This window comes from Spirillospora sp. CA-128828 (assembly GCF_050945415.1).
Lineage (GTDB): Bacteria > Actinomycetota > Actinomycetes > Streptosporangiales > Streptosporangiaceae > Spirillospora.
On the sequence record NZ_CP191986.1, the window covers coordinates 3,564,158 to 3,578,814 of the forward strand.

At 73.3% G+C, this 14,657-nt stretch carries 11 protein-coding genes; 7 read left to right on the forward strand and 4 right to left on the reverse strand.

Annotated features, from left to right (window positions below; genetic code table 11):
• The first annotated feature begins 3 nt into the window (after window positions 1-3).
• From ACQPXG_RS17590 to ACQPXG_RS17605, 4 genes are all read left to right on the forward strand, one after another.
• The gene (locus ACQPXG_RS17590) at window positions 4-636 is read left to right on the forward strand and encodes a methyltransferase family protein (RefSeq protein WP_433468773.1); all 633 of its coding nucleotides are present in this window, start codon (window positions 4-6) and stop codon (window positions 634-636) included.
• A gap of 2 nt (window positions 637-638) precedes the next feature.
• The gene (locus ACQPXG_RS17595; RefSeq protein WP_433468774.1) at window positions 639-3,335 is read left to right on the forward strand and encodes a PEP/pyruvate-binding domain-containing protein; all 2,697 of its coding nucleotides are present in this window, start codon (window positions 639-641) and stop codon (window positions 3,333-3,335) included.
• Between the two features lie 82 nt (window positions 3,336-3,417).
• A complete protein-coding gene (locus tag ACQPXG_RS17600) occupies window positions 3,418-4,458 on the forward strand; it encodes a polyprenyl synthetase family protein (RefSeq protein ID WP_433468775.1) in 1,041 nt (346 codons plus the stop codon).
• 13 nt (window positions 4,459-4,471) lie between these two features.
• Window positions 4,472-5,680 (forward strand): PucR family transcriptional regulator, encoded by a 1,209-nt coding sequence (locus tag ACQPXG_RS17605; protein ID WP_433468776.1) that lies wholly within the window; start codon window positions 4,472-4,474, stop codon window positions 5,678-5,680.
• Between the two features lie 19 nt (window positions 5,681-5,699).
• On the opposite strand, the gene ACQPXG_RS17610 is transcribed toward ACQPXG_RS17605, so the two are convergent.
• Window positions 5,700-6,905 carry an IS110 family transposase gene (locus ACQPXG_RS17610; RefSeq protein ID WP_433465607.1) on the reverse strand — a complete coding sequence of 402 codons (1,206 nt, stop codon included), beginning with the start codon at window positions 6,903-6,905 and terminating at the stop codon, window positions 5,700-5,702.
• 206 nt (window positions 6,906-7,111) lie between these two features.
• Here ACQPXG_RS17610 and ACQPXG_RS17615 point away from each other — a divergent pair, with 206 nt between their 5' ends.
• Together ACQPXG_RS17615 and ACQPXG_RS17620 are read left to right on the forward strand one after the other, a co-directional pair.
• Window positions 7,112-8,287 (forward strand): cytochrome P450, encoded by a 1,176-nt coding sequence (locus ACQPXG_RS17615; RefSeq protein ID WP_433468777.1) that lies wholly within the window; start codon window positions 7,112-7,114, stop codon window positions 8,285-8,287.
• A gap of 11 nt (window positions 8,288-8,298) precedes the next feature.
• Window positions 8,299-9,174 carry a hypothetical protein gene (locus ACQPXG_RS17620; RefSeq protein WP_433468778.1) on the forward strand — a complete coding sequence of 292 codons (876 nt, stop codon included), beginning with the start codon at window positions 8,299-8,301 and terminating at the stop codon, window positions 9,172-9,174.
• Between the two features lie 15 nt (window positions 9,175-9,189).
• On the opposite strand, the gene ACQPXG_RS17625 is transcribed toward ACQPXG_RS17620, so the two are convergent.
• Window positions 9,190-10,377 carry a zinc-dependent alcohol dehydrogenase gene (locus tag ACQPXG_RS17625; RefSeq protein WP_433468779.1) on the reverse strand — a complete coding sequence of 396 codons (1,188 nt, stop codon included), beginning with the start codon at window positions 10,375-10,377 and terminating at the stop codon, window positions 9,190-9,192.
• Between the two features lie 79 nt (window positions 10,378-10,456).
• Window positions 10,457-11,107: a hypothetical protein gene (locus tag ACQPXG_RS17630; protein WP_433468780.1), complete on the reverse strand. Its 651-nt coding sequence runs from the start codon at window positions 11,105-11,107 to the stop codon at window positions 10,457-10,459.
• A 131-nt stretch (window positions 11,108-11,238) separates the two neighbouring features.
• Here ACQPXG_RS17630 and ctaD point away from each other — a divergent pair, with 131 nt between their 5' ends.
• Window positions 11,239-12,921: an aa3-type cytochrome oxidase subunit I gene (ctaD, locus tag ACQPXG_RS17635; protein ID WP_433468781.1), complete on the forward strand. Its 1,683-nt coding sequence runs from the start codon at window positions 11,239-11,241 to the stop codon at window positions 12,919-12,921.
• 30 nt (window positions 12,922-12,951) lie between these two features.
• Here ctaD and qcrB read toward each other — a convergent pair whose 3' ends face one another.
• Window positions 12,952-14,586, reverse strand: a complete 1,635-nt coding sequence (gene qcrB / locus ACQPXG_RS17640) for a cytochrome bc1 complex cytochrome b subunit (protein WP_433468782.1) — start codon at window positions 14,584-14,586, stop codon at window positions 12,952-12,954.
• Between the last annotated feature and the right edge of the window lie 71 nt (window positions 14,587-14,657).

Sequence of the window (14,657 nt, forward strand, 5' to 3'; positions counted from 1 at the left end):
GTCATGAGGCTCCTGACGCTCGCGCCCCGCCTGCTGTTCGTCGCCGGGGCGGCCGCGCTGACCGCGGGCGTCGTCCAGCATGCGGGACGGGGTGGCGCGGCGGAACACGTCGCGGCGGGCCTGCTGGCCGGTTACCTGGGCTGGCTCCTGCTGGAGGCCCCGGTGACGTTCCGCCGCGCCGCCGCCGCGCCCGCCGATGCCCGGACGCTGCTCCCGTACGCGCTCGCCCGCCTCCTGCTCGTCGTATCGGCGTCGCTCGGGCCGCTGCCGTGGGACGGCTGGTCGCCGTGGCTGCTCGCCCCGGTCGCGGTCTTCACCGCCGGCGTGGCGCTGCGGCAGGCCGCGATCCGCGCGCTCGGCCGGTTCTACTCCCACCACGTCATGCGGCAGGACGGCCACCGGGTGGTCACGAGCGGGCTCTACGGGATCGTCCGGCATCCGGCGTACGCGGGGATGCTGCTTGCGCACATCGGCTTCACATGCTTCTTCTTCACCCCCGCGGGCGTGGCGGCGCTACTCCTGCTGGCCGTGGCGGTGGCCTGGCGGATCCAGGTGGAGGAACGGGCACTCTGGGACGTTCCGGGCTATGCGCACTACGCCGCGGGCAAGCCGCGCGTCCTGCCGAAGGTGTGGTGAGCATGGGCGAGATCGGCCACAAGTTCACGCGGCTGGAGACGCTGCGCGCGGCGGGCTTCCCCGTCCCGGACTTCTTCTGCCTGCCCGCGACCGAGTTCGACGGGGCACTGGACGAGCTCAGGCACGCCCTTCCGCCGGCCGGGTCGGTGCCGGCCGCCGACTGGTGCGCGTCAGCGGCGTCGGCGCTGTCCAGGGCCGTCCCGGAAGGCGAGCTCGCCGCCGGGCTGCTGGACGCCTTCGACGAGCTCGTCGGCGGCCCGCCGCCGTGCGGGGCGGTCCCCCCTCAGGAGACCGGGACGGTGGCCGTGCGCGCCTGTGTGGTGCCGGGAGCGGACGGCGGGGGAGAGGATTCCGAGGACGATCCGTTCGCCGGGCTGAGCGACAGCTTCCTGTACGTGCGGCGTGAAGGGCTGCTGGAGGCGGTGGCGCGCTGCTGGGCGTCGGCGTTCAAGGCCGAGGCCGTCCGGTACCGGATGCTGAGGGGCGTCGATCCGGCGGGCGCCAGGGTGGCCGTCGGGATCCAGCGGATGGTTCCGGGGACGCGCTCGTTCGTCGCGTTCACCCGCGACCCCCGTGACGGGACTCGGTGCCATGTCATCGCCGCAGCGCACGGGATCGGGGAAGGCGTCGTCCAGGAGAAGGCCGACGTCGACCACTTCTTCGTCGATCCAGGGACGAATGGTGTCCGCGCCGAGGTCGTCGTCAAACGCCGCATGGTCGGGCCGCCCGCAGGCGGCGAGACCACCCCGCGCGTGGTCGAGGTGCCGGGCGAGCTCCGGGACACGCCCGTGCTCACCGACGACGAGGCCCGCGAGATCGCCGGCCTGGCCGCCCGCGTCGAGGAGCGGTTCGCCCGCCCGCAGGACATCGAGGGGACGATCACACCGGACGGCGCCGTCCATCTCGTCCAGGCGCGGCCCCTCGCCCCGACCGCGCAGGACGCCGGCGCGCGCGTGCACTGGGGCGGCCACAACATCACCGAGAGCTTCCCGGGAGTGTCGGGCGCGCTCACCTACTCGCAGGCGCGCGTGTTCTACGAGCTGGCCTTCACCGACCTGTACCGGCGGATGGGCGTGCCGGCGCCGCGGCTGCGCGCGAACGCGCACCGGCTGGCGCGCATGGTCGGGTTCCTGGAGGGCCGCGTCCACTACCGGCTGGACGACTGGCAGGAGCTGCACGGCCGGCTGCCCGTGTTCGATCTCGTCCGCGCCGGGTGGGAGGAGGCCATGGGCATCACCGGTGAGGCACGCGCCTCCCGTCGCCGGTCGCGTGTCCGCGTCGCCGCCGCGCTACCGGCGGTCGCCTGGCACGCGGCCGGGCATCGGAGGGCGATCGCGCGGTTCCTGCGCTGGTGGGACGGCCTGATGGCGGAGGTGCACGATCCGGCCGCCCGCCCGCTGGACGAACGGTCCCCGGAGGAGTTGATCGCCCTGTACCGGCGGGTGTGGGCCGAGGTGTCGGTGCGCTGGGGCGTCACGCTCGCCAACGGGATCTACGGGCTCCTCGTCATGCGGGCCGGGATCGCGCTGCTGCGGCGGTGGGCGGACGCCGGTCCCGAGACGCTCGTCGGGCTGCTGTGCGGGGGCCGTGAGAACCGCTCGCTCGCGGCCGCCCGCGCCGCGATCGCCCTCGCCGAGCGCGCCGCCGCGATACCGGACCTGAAGGCCGCGCTCCTCGCCGAGCCGGACGGCCGCGCCGAGGAGGAGCACCTGAAGGCCGTCTGGGACGACATCGCCGCCGGCCGGCACGGCTCCCACATCGCCGCGGCCGCCCGCGCCTACCTGCGGCGCTACGGGGACCGCGCGCCGCACGACCTCAAGCTCGACGAGCCCACCCCGCGCCAGCGGCCCTGGATGCTCGCCCGGACGATCGCGCCGCTGGTCCGGTGCGGCGCCACCGTCGCCGCCAGCCGGGCGGACGAGGCGCGCGCCGCGGCGGACGCCCGGCGGCGCCTGCGGGCGGCGTGTCCCGGCCCGGCGCGCCGCGCCGTCCTGCACGCGCTGCTGTCCATGATGCGATGGCTCGTCCGGGCACGGGAGGACACCCGGTTCGCCCGCACCCAGCTGTTCGGGCTGTCCCGGGCGGTCCTGTGGCGGCTCGGCACGGACCTGGCCGAGGCCGGAGCGCTCGACGACCCCATGGACGTCCTCGACCTCACCGCCGAGGAGGTCGTCGGCGCGTTCGACGGCACGCTCCCCGGTGCGGACCTGCGCGGCCTCGCGGCCGTGCGGCGCGCGGAACGGGGCCGCCACCGGGACGTCCCGTCCCTGCCCGCGCTGTTCTCCGTCCCGGCCGGACGTCCCGCCGCGGCGGCCCTGACGCACGTCCGCCCGGCCTGCGCCGCGGGGGGCGCGGACGACGGCGACGTGCTGCGCGGGCTCGGATCGAGCGGCGGGACGGTCCGGGGCCGCGCCAAGGTGGTCCTCGACCCCGGCATCGCGCCCGAAGGCTGCGCGGGCCGGATCCTCGTCGCGCGGGAGACCGATCCGGGCTGGCTCTCGCTCATGATCGCCGCGTCCGGCCTGGTCGTCGAGCGCGGCACCCTGCTCTCGCACACCGCCGTCACCGGACGGCTCCTCGGCGTGCCGACCGCGGTCGCGGTCGGCGGCGCCGTCGACCGGATCCCCGACGGAGCCTGGATCGAGCTGGACGGGCGCGCCGGCACGGTCCGGGTCCTGGACGGGCGCGCCACCCGATGACCGGCGCCGCCGGGCGACCGGCGTGCGCCACCACCTCCGGGCGACGCCCGGAGACACCCCGCAGCAGCAGAGGAGCTGGCACGTGGACGAAGGAGTGTTCGGCAAGGCCGCCCAGGAACGGGCGATCGCCGAGGTCGAGGCGGAGATGGCCCGGCTGTGCGAACTGCTCGCCGAGGGCCTCGCGATGGGCCTGGACGAGGGCCGCGAGATGGTCGGCGGCGCCATGTCGGAGTTCCTCGTGGAGTTCTTCGACCTCGTCCGGGCCAAGGGCTCGCGTCCCGGCATGAAAGGCATGATCACGCTTCCGCTCCTGGTGCACGGCGCGGAGACCGGCGAGCCGGGCGCCGAGCCCGTCGCCGTGGTCCACCTGCTCTGGTGGGCGTCGGCCCGCTACCTCGACGACCTCACCGACGCGGGCGGGCCGCCCCCGGACGGTGCGGACGCCGGGAAGAAGGTGCTCACCGCGCTCGCGGCCGGCGGCCACCTGCCCGCCCGGCTCATCGCGGGCCTGCCCGTCGGCCGCGCCGTGCGCGCCGCGCTCGCCGACGAGCTGTCGCGGGCCTGGCTGGACGCCGTGGACGGCCAGCTCCGCGACCTCACCGAGGGTGCGCCGGCCGCGACCCGCGCGTCGGTGCTGCGCTCCTACGAGGGCAAGACGGGCTCCCCGTACGCGATGGCGGCGGCCTCGGCGGCCTGCCTGGCCGGCGCGGACGGCCGCCGGGTGGCGGGCTGGCGCGCGTTCGGGCGCGCGCTCGGCGTGCTGCGCCAGCTCGTCAACGACCAGCGCGACCTCGCCTCCGGCCGGCACGAGGACCTCGCCAACGGCACCGCGACGTACCTGCTCGTCCATCTGCTGACCGTGCTGCCCGCCGCGCGCCGCCGGGAGGCGCTGGCCCTGCACGCCGCCGCGCGGCAATCGGCGTCCGCGCGCGCCGAGCTGGCCGCCCGGATGCTCGACGACGAGGTCATCGAGTCCTACGCCGCCTCCGTCGCGCCGCTGATCGGGCGCGCGCACGGCCTCCTCGACCTGCTCGGCGGCGATCCGGGCTGCGTCCGGGAACTGCACGGGCTGGTCGACGAGACCGTCGGCCACCTGCCCCGGTTCCGGCTGGCCGTGGCCTAGGGGAGGACCGTCGATGACCGTTTCCGGCGGACTTCCGGAAATCCTCACGGCGCACTGCCCGCGGGTCGCCACGGCGATCCGGGAGGCGCTGCACGGCCACCCCGCCTACCAGCCGATCAGGCGCGCGGCGGGCCCGATGTTCGGCGGGCACCGGGAGACCTGCGCCCGGCTGCTCGGCATCGCCGTCGCCGGCGGCCCCCTCCCCGAGGACGACCGGGGGCGCTTCCGCGACCTCGGCATCCTCGCGGCGCGGCAGGCGATCCCGCTGCCGATGCTGTCGGAGGCCTGGGACCTCGCCCTCGCCGCCGCGGCCCGCACCTGCTGGACGATCGCGCCGCCCGGCTGCTTCACCGAGATGGCCGAGCTCACCGCGCACGCGGCGCGGCTCGCCGCCGGGGCGCGGGAGGCGTGCATCCGGGGCTACGCGGAGGCGCCCTGCGAGGGCGCGAGGTCGCGCCCGCTGCGCCGGCTGCTCGCCGAGACGCTGATCGACGGCGCCCCCGCCGGCGTCATCGCGGAGGCGGCGGGCGTCCGGCTGGCGCCGGCCTACCTCGTCCTGCGGTGCGAGGCCCCGGCGCTCACGGCGGCGTCGCACTGGGAGCGGGCGAGCGAGCACCTGGAGACCTGGGAGGACGTCCTGCACGCCGGCGACCTCACCGGGCTCGTCGTGCTGTTCCCCGCCGCCGACGTCCTGCGCGCCGAGGACCAGGCCGCCGAGTTCACCGCCGGCCTCGCCGGGTGCACGCGCGGGCCGGTGCACGCCGCCGAGTCCTACCGGCGCGGCGCCGCGAACATCCCGGCCGCGCTGGAGGAGGCGTCCCGGGTCCTGACGATCGTCAAGGCCATCCCGGACGCCGAGGACCGGCCCTACCGGGCGGACGAGCTGCTCGTGGAGCTCGCCATCCTCGGGCAGCCTGCCATCCGCGGCCGGCTCGCCGCCGTGCTGTCCCCGCTCGACGCCGGCACCGACCTGCGCCGGACGCTGGAGGTGCTGCTCGCCTGCAACCTCGACCGCGAGCGTGCGGCGCGGGAGCTGTGGATCCACCGTCGCACGCTGCACTACCGGCTGGACCGCATCCGGGACCTGTCCGGCGTCGACCCCAGTTCGGCGCGCGGCATCCAGCTGTTCCGCGCCGCCCTCACCTCGGCCCGGCTGACGAGCCTGGAACGTGACGGGCTCCGGGCCGAGGACGCGTCCCTGCCCCCGCCGCTGAGCGCCTGAAGGAGTCTCAATGAGGATGTCAAGCGGCTTGTGTGACGGGCGGTATGGGGGTGAACCTGCGTCCGTCACGCAGCAGGGCCCACAGGACGTCGACGCGGCGGCGGGCCAGCGCGATGACGGCCTGGGTGTGTTTGAGGCCCTGGCCTCGTTTCTTGAGGTAGAAGTCGCGGTTGGGTCCGGGGCGGGTGATGCTGGACTGGGCGGACATGTAGAACACCCGCCGCAGCCGTCGGCTGTAGCGGGTGGGCCGGTGCAGTCTGCCGGTCCGGCGGCCCGAATCACGTGGGACGGGCACGAGTCCGGCCGCCGAGGCGAGCCGTCCGGCGTCGGCGTAGGCGGCCAGATCACCGGCCGCGACGACGAACTCGGCGCCCAGGATCGGGCCGATGCCGGGCATCGACTCGATGATCTGAGCCTGCGGGTGGCCGCGGAAGGTCTCGGTGATCTGGGCGTCGAGGCGTTTGAGGCGGTCGTCCAGGGCGAGCAGCTGCGTGGCGAGGTCGGCGACGATCTGGGCCGCGACGGTCTCGCCGGGCAGGATGGTGTGCTGGGCGCTCGCGGCCGCCATCGCGGTCGCGGCCACCTGGGCGGCGCCTCGGACGCCGCGTTTGCGCAGCCATGCCTCCAGCCGGGCCGGGCCGCGGCGGCGCAGCGCGGCCGGGGTCTGGTATCCGGTCAGCAGCACCAGCGCACCCTTGTGGGCCGAGTAGTCGAACGCGCGCTCCAGGGCCGGGAACACCCCGGTCAGCACGTCCCGCAGCCGGTTGATCAGGCGGACCCGGTCGGCGACCAGGTCGGTCCGGTGCGTGGTCAAAAGCGCCAGGTCGGCGGCGAGCTGGGCGGGCACGTCGATCACGGTGAGGTCGCGGCGCAGCCGGGAGGTCTCGGCGATCACGTAGGCGTCGCGGGCGTCGGTCTTGGCCTCGCCGGTGTAGGCGCCCGACATCCGGTGCACGGTCCGGCCGGGCACGTACACCGGCTCGGCGCCGTGCGCGGCCAGCAGCGCCAGCAGCAGCGCCGAGGACGTCCCGGCGATGTCCACCGCCCACCCGACGGTCTCGGCCAGGGCGAACGCCTCACCGATCGCGTCCAGGATCGCCGACTCGTCGTTGGCGATCTTCTTCGACCACACCTGCGCGCCGGTCTCATCGACCGCTGCCGCCCAATGGTGCACCTTGCCGGCGTCCACACCGACCCACACCCGAGCCCGTTCTGGCTGTTGCACGCCCGTTCCTCACCTCGACACCGACAGCGTCCGGCCCGAGGAACACCCCGCCGTCATCTCCGTAAACAGCGACCGATCCGCACATCTCAATCAGAGGCCGGGGCGCCCCGGAAAGCCGGGCGGCCACTCCTTCCGAGCCACAACAGGCAAGAACCGATCAGCCACACCCGGCCCTCCCGGGCCGCCTCACAACTTACGGAGACCCGATGGACTTCCCCCTGCCGGACCGTCCGGGCGTCCCGCTGAACGAGGAGCACTTGCGGCACCTCCGCGGGCGACCGCTGGTGCCGGTCGTGCTGGCGAGCGGGCACAGGGCCCTGCTCGTCACCCGGCACGCCGACGTCCGGACGGTCCTGTCCGACGACCGGTTCAGCCGGGACGCCTGGAAAGGCGGCACCCTCTTCGCCCGGACCTCGGAGTCCCTCGCCCTGGCCGCGAGCGACCCGCCGACGCACACGCGGCGGCGGAAGGCCGTCCGGGCATGGTTCACCGCCCGGCGCGCCGAAGCGGACCGGCCGCGCATGGAGGCGCTCGCCGAGCGCCTGCTGGACGAGATGGAGGCGGACGGCCCGCCCGCCGACCTGATCGCCCGGTTCGCCACGCCGTTCCCCTACGCGGTCATCTGCGACATGCTCGGCGTCCCCGCCGGGGACCTCGGACGCCTCCTGCCGTGGGTCGGCGCGATGATGTCGGCCGGTCACCACCCGGCCGCCGAGGTGAAGGCCGCGCACGAGGGCATGCACGGCTACTTCGCCGGCAAGGTGGCGGCGCGCCGGGCGCTGCCCGGCGCCGACCTGCTCTCCGCGCTCCTGGACGGCTCCGGCCTCACCGAAGAGGAGATCATCGTCTTCGGGGCCGGCCTGCTGATGGCGGGCGGCGAGACGACGTCGAACCTGCTGGCGGCCTGCGTCCTGGAACTGGTCTCGCGCCCCGGGCTCGCCGCCCGGCTGCGCGCCGACCCGTCCCTGGTCCCGTCCGCCGTGGAGGAGTTCCTGCGCTGGGTCTGGTTCGCCGGCACCGGCGGCCGGCCCCACGTCGTCCTCGCCGACGCCGAACTCGCCGGAACATCCCTTTCACGGGGCGACGTCGTCATTCCGCTCACCGACGCCGCCAACCGCGACCCCGCCGCCTTCCCGCAGGCGGACGAGTTCGACCCCGCTCGCTCCCCGAATCCCCATCTGGGCTTCGGCCACGGCCGCCACATGTGCCTGGGCGCCCCCCACGCCCGTGCCGAGCTTCAGATAGCCATCACCGCCCTGCTGCACCGTTTCGGCGACCTGTCCCTGGCCGTGGACCCCGCTCAACTCGCATGGCGCGAGCGGATGTTCATCCGAGGTCTCTGGCGGCTCCCCGTCACCTGGCCACGTGGGCAGGCGCGGTGAGAAGGCGGTGGGTGCGGATCGGACGGTTCGTCCGGGGGAGTCATCCACCCGCGCCGTCGCTCGTGGTCGCGGGGTTCTGGGCGTACGGGGTCAGCGGATTGTTCGCCGCGGTCGATCCGGGCGTCCGAGGGTGGCGGCCGGGGACGGGGACGGGGACCGCGGTCGCGGCGGTGTCGCTGTTCGTCGACCTGCTTCTCATGCGGGCCCTGGACGACATCCGCGACCTGGACTACGACAGGCGGTTCAACCCCGGGCGTCCGCTGGCGTCGGGGGCCGTGCGCGTCGGTGACCTGGCCGTTCTGTACTGCGTGGGCGCGGTGACCCTGGGGGTGCTGAACGCCGCATGGCCGTGGCGGGCCGGTGTCCTCCTCCTGCAGCTCGGGTACGGGGCGGCGGTGATCGGCGTGCACCGGCGCTGGCGGCGGCCGTCCGCCGACAGGCTGTTCACGAGCCTGCTGGTCAGCCTGCCCGCGCCGGTGCTCCTCCACCTCTACCTGTACACCGGGTACCTGGACGAGGCCGGCCACCGCGCCGACCGCTACGGGCTCGTCGCCGTCGTCGTGGTGGTGCTCGCGGCGGGCCATCCGGAGCTGGCCGGCAAGATCACCCGGGTGCCGCGGGCGGGGGAGCGGACCTATGCGACCACGCTCGGCGTCCCCGGAGCCGTGGCCTTCGCCCTTGCCGTTCCGGTGCTGTCGGCCGTTCTGCTGGCGGCGTTCTCGCAGGCTGAGGACGGGTGGACGCTCGTCGCGGCGGTCCCGCTCGTCCTACCCGCCTTCGCGGCGTGGAGTTTCCGGCGCGGACGGGCCCGCTGGCCGCCCGCCGCGCCCCCGCTGTACCTGCTGTCGGCCTTCGCGAGCTACCTCGTGCTCGGGCTGGCCCGGTGAGGGAACGCGATGGCGTCAGGCCCCGGGCTGCAGCAGCACCTTGATGGCTCCGTCCTGCTTCTTCTGGAACATCTCGTACGCGCGCGGCGCCTTCTCCAGCGGCCAGCGGTGCGTCGCGAGGTCCATCACGCCGAGCGGGTCGGAGTCGTCGGTGACGAGCGGCATCAGGTCGCCGATCCACTTCTTCACATGCGCCTGGCCCATCCGCAGCGCGATGCCCTTGTCGAACATCCGCAGCATCGGCAGCGGATCCGTCATGCCGCCGTAGACGCCGATGATGGAGATCGTCCCGCCGCGGCGGACGGCCTCGATCGCGGTGCCGAGCGCGGCGAGCCGGTCCACCCCGACCCGCTGCATCAGCGGCGCCGCGGAGTTGCCGGGCATCAGCCCGGTGAGGGTCTGCGCCAGCTTGGCGCCGGGCGAGCCGTGCGCCTCCATCCCGACCGCCTCGATCACCGAGTCGGTGCCGCGGCCCCCGGTGAGCTCCCGGATCGCGTCCGGGACGTCGTCGGCGTCATCGGAGTCGATCACCTCGACGCCGTGCCGGCGGGCCATCTCCAGCCGCTCCGGGACGAAGTCGACGGCGATCACCCGGTGGCCGAGATACCGGGCGATCCGGGCGGCCATCTGCCCGATCGGGCCGAGCCCGAGCACGGTGACCGTCCCGCCGTCCGGGACGTCGGCCCAGTCGACGGCCTGCCACGCGGTCGGCAGCACGTCCGACAGGTACACGAACCGCTCGTCCGGCGGCCCCTCCGGCACCTTGATCGGCCCGAAGTGCGCCTGCGGCACCCGCAGGTACTCGGCCTGCGCGCCCGGCACCTGCCCGTACAGCTTCGTATAGCCGAACAGCGCCGCGCCCATGCCGTGCTCGCGGACCTGCGTCGTCTCGCACTGGGCGAACAGCTGCATGTCGCACATGTGGCAGCGGCCGCAGGAGATGTTGAACGGGATCACCACGCGGTCGCCCGGCTTGACGTGGGAGACCTCCGGCCCTGCCTCCTCGACGATCCCGATCGGCTCGTGGCCGAGCACGTCGCCCTCACCGAGGAACGGCCCGAGCACCTCGTACAGGTGCAGGTCCGACCCGCAGATCCCGGACGAGGTGATCCGGATGATCGCGTCGTCCGGCTCCTTGATCTTCGGGTCGGGCACGTTGTCGACGCGGACGTCGCGCTTGCCGTGCCAGGTGACAGCCTTCATCGTGTTCCTCCAGTGGGCGTGGACCGTCCAAGGCCCGCCCTACCCCGATGACCAGGGCGAAACGTCCGCCGGCCGCGGGTCAGGGGCAACGGTGGACGCGCGCGACGGCGAGGACGGCCGCCGTCCTGGTCGCCCACAGATGGGGCGCGCCGAGCCGGTACGCCTCCGGTCCCGGACCGGGCCGGAGCCGGAATCCGCGGGCGTCGCGGGCCTCCCAGCCCGTCCGGCGCCCGCGCAGCCCGAGGACGTGCGTCACGGTCCCGCCCGCGTGGCCCTCGTGCCGGAGATGCCACCGGTGGGCGTCCCGGTCGGCGGTGCTGAACTGGCACAGCCGCCAGCCGGGGGCGACGCGGTGAGCCAGGTCGAGCGTCACGAGCGGCTCGTCCCCGGCAGGCCGCCTGACGGGGGTCCGCGCGGAGCCGTGGGCGGTGGCGCGTGCGGCGGGCTCCGGGCCGCAGTCGCGGACGAGACGTGTCAGCTCGCGGGCCGCCTCCGCCAGGGCACGCGCCGCCTCCGCGAGCCGCTGCTCCTGGACGGGCCGCATCACCGCGACCCTGTCCGCATTGCGGCGGGCCCGTCTTCGCACGGTGTCGAGGCGGTCGAGCGCCAGAGCGGCCTCGTCCCGCGCGGCCGTGACATCGGCCCGTGTTCCGGCGTCCTGTTCGGGGCCACGCCTCGCGGAGGCGGTCATGTGTCCAGGGGCCCCATAGGAGGGCTTGTCGAGAGGCACCGGGGGAACTCCTTCGGAAGTGCCGTTTCCCGCGGCCTTCCCGAACTTCCCGGCCTCTACCGTGACGCGTTTGAAACGGCCCTGTGCGGCAACTGCCCCGATGGGGTCGCACAGGGGAGGGGAGGGCTGGGATGACGGCCGTGCAGGGCTGGAACGACACCAGCGTCGCCGACGCGCTCGCGCGGCACCGCAAGGGAACGAAGATCAGCCACATTCTGGCGACGACCGACCACAAGATGGTCGGTTACCTGTACCTCGTGACGTCGTTCGCGATGTTCCTCGCCGCCGGCGTCATGGCCATGCTGATGCGGGCCGAACTCCTGGAGCCCGGCAGGCAGGTGGTGGACAACCACACCTACAACGAGCTGTTCACCATCCACGGCACGATCATGATGCTGCTGTTCGCGACCCCGCTGTTCGCCGGGTTCGCGAACGTGCTCGTCCCGCTGCAGATCGGTTCGCCGGACGTGGCGTTCCCGCGGATGAACGCGCTCACCTACTACCTGTTCCTGTTCGGCGCGCTCATGGTCCTGGCCTCGTTCGTCATGCCGGGCGGCGCGGCCGCGTACGGGTGGTTCGCCTACTCGCCGCTGACGTCGCAGACGTTCTCGCCCGGCCCGGGCCCGGACATGTGGATCATGGGGCTGATCGTCTCGGGTGCGGGGACGATCCTCACCTCGGTGAACCTGATCGCCACGATCATCGCGATGCGCGCCCCCGGCATGGTGATGTTCCGGCTGCCGATCTTCACCTGGAACACGCTGCTGACCAGCCTGATGGTGCTCATCGCCTTCCCGGTGCTGACCGCGGCGCTGTTCGGGCTGGAGGCCGACCGCAAGCTGGGCGCGCACATCTTCGACTCCGCGAACGGCGGCGCGCTGCTCTGGCAGCACCTGTTCTGGTTCTTCGGCCATCCCGAGGTCTACATCGCGGCGCTGCCGTTCTTCGGGATCGTCACGGAGATCCTCCCGGTGTTCTCCCGCAAGCCGCTGTTCGGGTACCTCGGCATGGTCGCCGCCACCATCGCCATCACCGGGCTGTCCATGACGGTCTGGGCGCACCACATGTTCGCCACCGGCGGCGTGCTGCTGCCGTTCTTCTCCATCACCTCGTTCATGATCGCCGTCCCGACCGGGATCAAGTTCTTCAACTGGGTCGGGACGCTGTGGAAGGGCCACCTGACGTTCGAGACCCCGATGCTGTTCGCGATCGGGTTCCTCGTCACGTTCCTGTTCGGCGGGCTCACCGGGGTCATCCTCGCCTCGCCCGCGATGGACTTCCACCTCACCGACTCCTTCTTCGTCGTCGGCCACCTGCACTACGTCCTGTTCGGCACCGTCGTGTTCGCCATGTTCGGCGGCTTCTACTTCTGGTGGCCGAAGATGACCGGCCGGATGCTGAACGAGACCTGGGGGAAGATCCACTTCTGGTCGCTGTTCGCCGGCTTCCACACCACGTTCCTCGTCCAGCACTGGCTGGGCGCGGAGGGCATGGCGCGCCGCGTCGCCGACTACCCCGACCAGTTCTCGACGCTGAACATGGTCTCGTCGATCGGCTCGTTCGTCCTGGGCGCGTCGACGTTCGCGTTCCTGTGGAACGTCCTGTGGACCTGGCGGCGCGGCGAGAAGGTCACGACGGACGACCCGTGGGGCACCGGCGGCTCGCTGGAGTGGGCGACCTCCTGCCCGCCGCCGCGGCACAACTTCGAGTCGATGCCGCGGATCCGTTCCTTCCGCCCCGCGTTCGACCTGCACTACCCGCCGAAGGAGCCGCCCGAGGAGGCCGAGCTCGCGATCCCCGGCCCGAAGGAGTAGTCCAGGGCGACGCCGGCCCCCGGTCCGCCGTCACTCGCGGTTCTGGCCGTCCTCCGGGGAGCCCTCCTCCAGGTTGCCCTGGCCGCCGCCCTGCGACTCGGCCTGGTAGTTGAGGTAGAAGCGGTTCGCGCGCGTCCGCACCTGGGTGCGGGCGCGGTCCGGGGTCGGCAGCGGGATCAGGTGGTGCGGGTAGGGCGCGACGAGCTCGCCGGGCTGCCGGGTCTCCAGGATCGCCTCCGTCTCCTCCGACGGCTGCTCGTGCCGCTCGGTGAACCCGCCGTCCGGGCGCAGCGAGATCAGGCCGCTCTCCACGCCCTCCGCACGGATCTGCAGGTCGCGGCGCTGCAGGCTGAGGCAGACGCGCCGGGCGATCACGAACGCCGCGATCGGGAGGACGAAGAAGCCGATCCGGAAGAACCAGGTCGTCCAGAACAGCGGGATCTTGAAGGTGTTGGCGATGACGTCGTTGCCGCCCGCGGCCACCAGGTTGGCGTACCAGACGACGACGGCGGCGCCGATCCCGGTCCTGGTCGGGACGTTCCGCGGCCGGTCGAGCAGGTGGTGGAGGCGCTCGTCCCCCGTGGCCCAGCGCTCCGCGAACGGGTACAGCCCGATGAGCGTGAAGAAGACCCCGGGGAGGACGATCGCCGGCAGCAGCACGTTCCAGGCGATGTCGTGCCCGGCCACGGTCGTCGTCAGCGGCGGCATGATGCGCAGCGAGCCTTCGAGGAAGCCGACATACCAGTCGGGCTGCGAGCCGAACGAGACCTGGTCAGGCTCGTACGGCCCGTACAGCCAGACGGGGTTGATCTGCAGGAACGCCGCCATCCCGGCCAGGACACCGAACGTGAAGAGGAAGTAGGAGGTGCTCTGGGCGGCGAAGTGCGGGAACGTCGGCTCGCCGGTCACCGCGCGTTCCCGCCGCCCCTTGCCGGGGAAGATGGTGTGCGTCTGGTGCCAGAGGATCATCAGGTGCGCGGTGATGAGCGCCAGCAGGATCGCGGGGATGAGCAGGATGTGCACGGTGAACAGGCGCGGGAGGAACTCCGCGCTGGACGGGAACCCGCCGCCGAAGAGCCACATGCTCGCGTACGTCCCGATCAGCGGCACCGAGAGCAGGATGCCCTCGAAGATGCGCAGGCCCGTGCCGGACAGCAGGTCGTCCGGGAGCGAGTACCCGGCGAACCCCTCCGCGACGGCCAGCGCGAACAGCGTGGTGCCGATCAGCCAGTTGATCTCGCGCGGCTTGCGGAACGCGCCGGTGAAGAAGATGCGCATGAGGTGCACGCAGATCGCCGCGAGGAAGATGTTCGCCGCCCAGTGGTGGATCTGCCGCATCAGCAGCCCGCCCCGCACGTCGAAGGACAGGTCGAGCGTGGACGCGTACGCCTCGGTCATCTTCACGCCTCTCAGCGGCGTGTACGAGCCGTCGTAGACCAGCTCCGCGCCGCTCGGCTTGAAGAACAGCGTCAGGTAGACGCCGGTGAGCACGAGGACGATGAACGAGTAGAGCGCGATCTCGCCGAGCAGGAACGACCAGTGCTTCGGGAACGCCTTCCGGAGGTTCCTGTCCAGGAACTCGGTCGAACCGAGCCGGTCGTTGACGCCCCGAACCAGGGTCTCCAGCCTCTCGGCCTTCGCCGCCTTGCCGTTCCGTCCCGCCATGGCGCTCTCCCCGGCCGAGCAGTGACATCCGCTGGCCCGGTACCCGTGGCGGAGTGGGGCAAACGCAGTGC

What these genes read in the sequence shown, in the direction of transcription:
- ACQPXG_RS17595 (WP_433468774.1), top strand. Translation starts at nt 639, where the DNA reads ATGGGCGAGATCGGCCACAAGTTCACGCGGCTGGAGACGCTGCGCGCG.
- qcrB (WP_433468782.1), bottom strand. Translation starts at nt 14,586, where the DNA reads ATGGCGGGACGGAACGGCAAGGCGGCGAAGGCCGAGAGGCTGGAGACC.
- ACQPXG_RS17625 (WP_433468779.1), bottom strand. Translation starts at nt 10,377, where the DNA reads ATGAAGGCTGTCACCTGGCACGGCAAGCGCGACGTCCGCGTCGACAAC.
- ACQPXG_RS17590 (WP_433468773.1), top strand. Translation starts at nt 4, where the DNA reads ATGAGGCTCCTGACGCTCGCGCCCCGCCTGCTGTTCGTCGCCGGGGCG.
- ctaD (WP_433468781.1), top strand. Translation starts at nt 11,239, where the DNA reads ATGACGGCCGTGCAGGGCTGGAACGACACCAGCGTCGCCGACGCGCTC.
- ACQPXG_RS17615 (WP_433468777.1), top strand. Translation starts at nt 7,112, where the DNA reads ATGGACTTCCCCCTGCCGGACCGTCCGGGCGTCCCGCTGAACGAGGAG.
- ACQPXG_RS17605 (WP_433468776.1), top strand. Translation starts at nt 4,472, where the DNA reads ATGACCGTTTCCGGCGGACTTCCGGAAATCCTCACGGCGCACTGCCCG.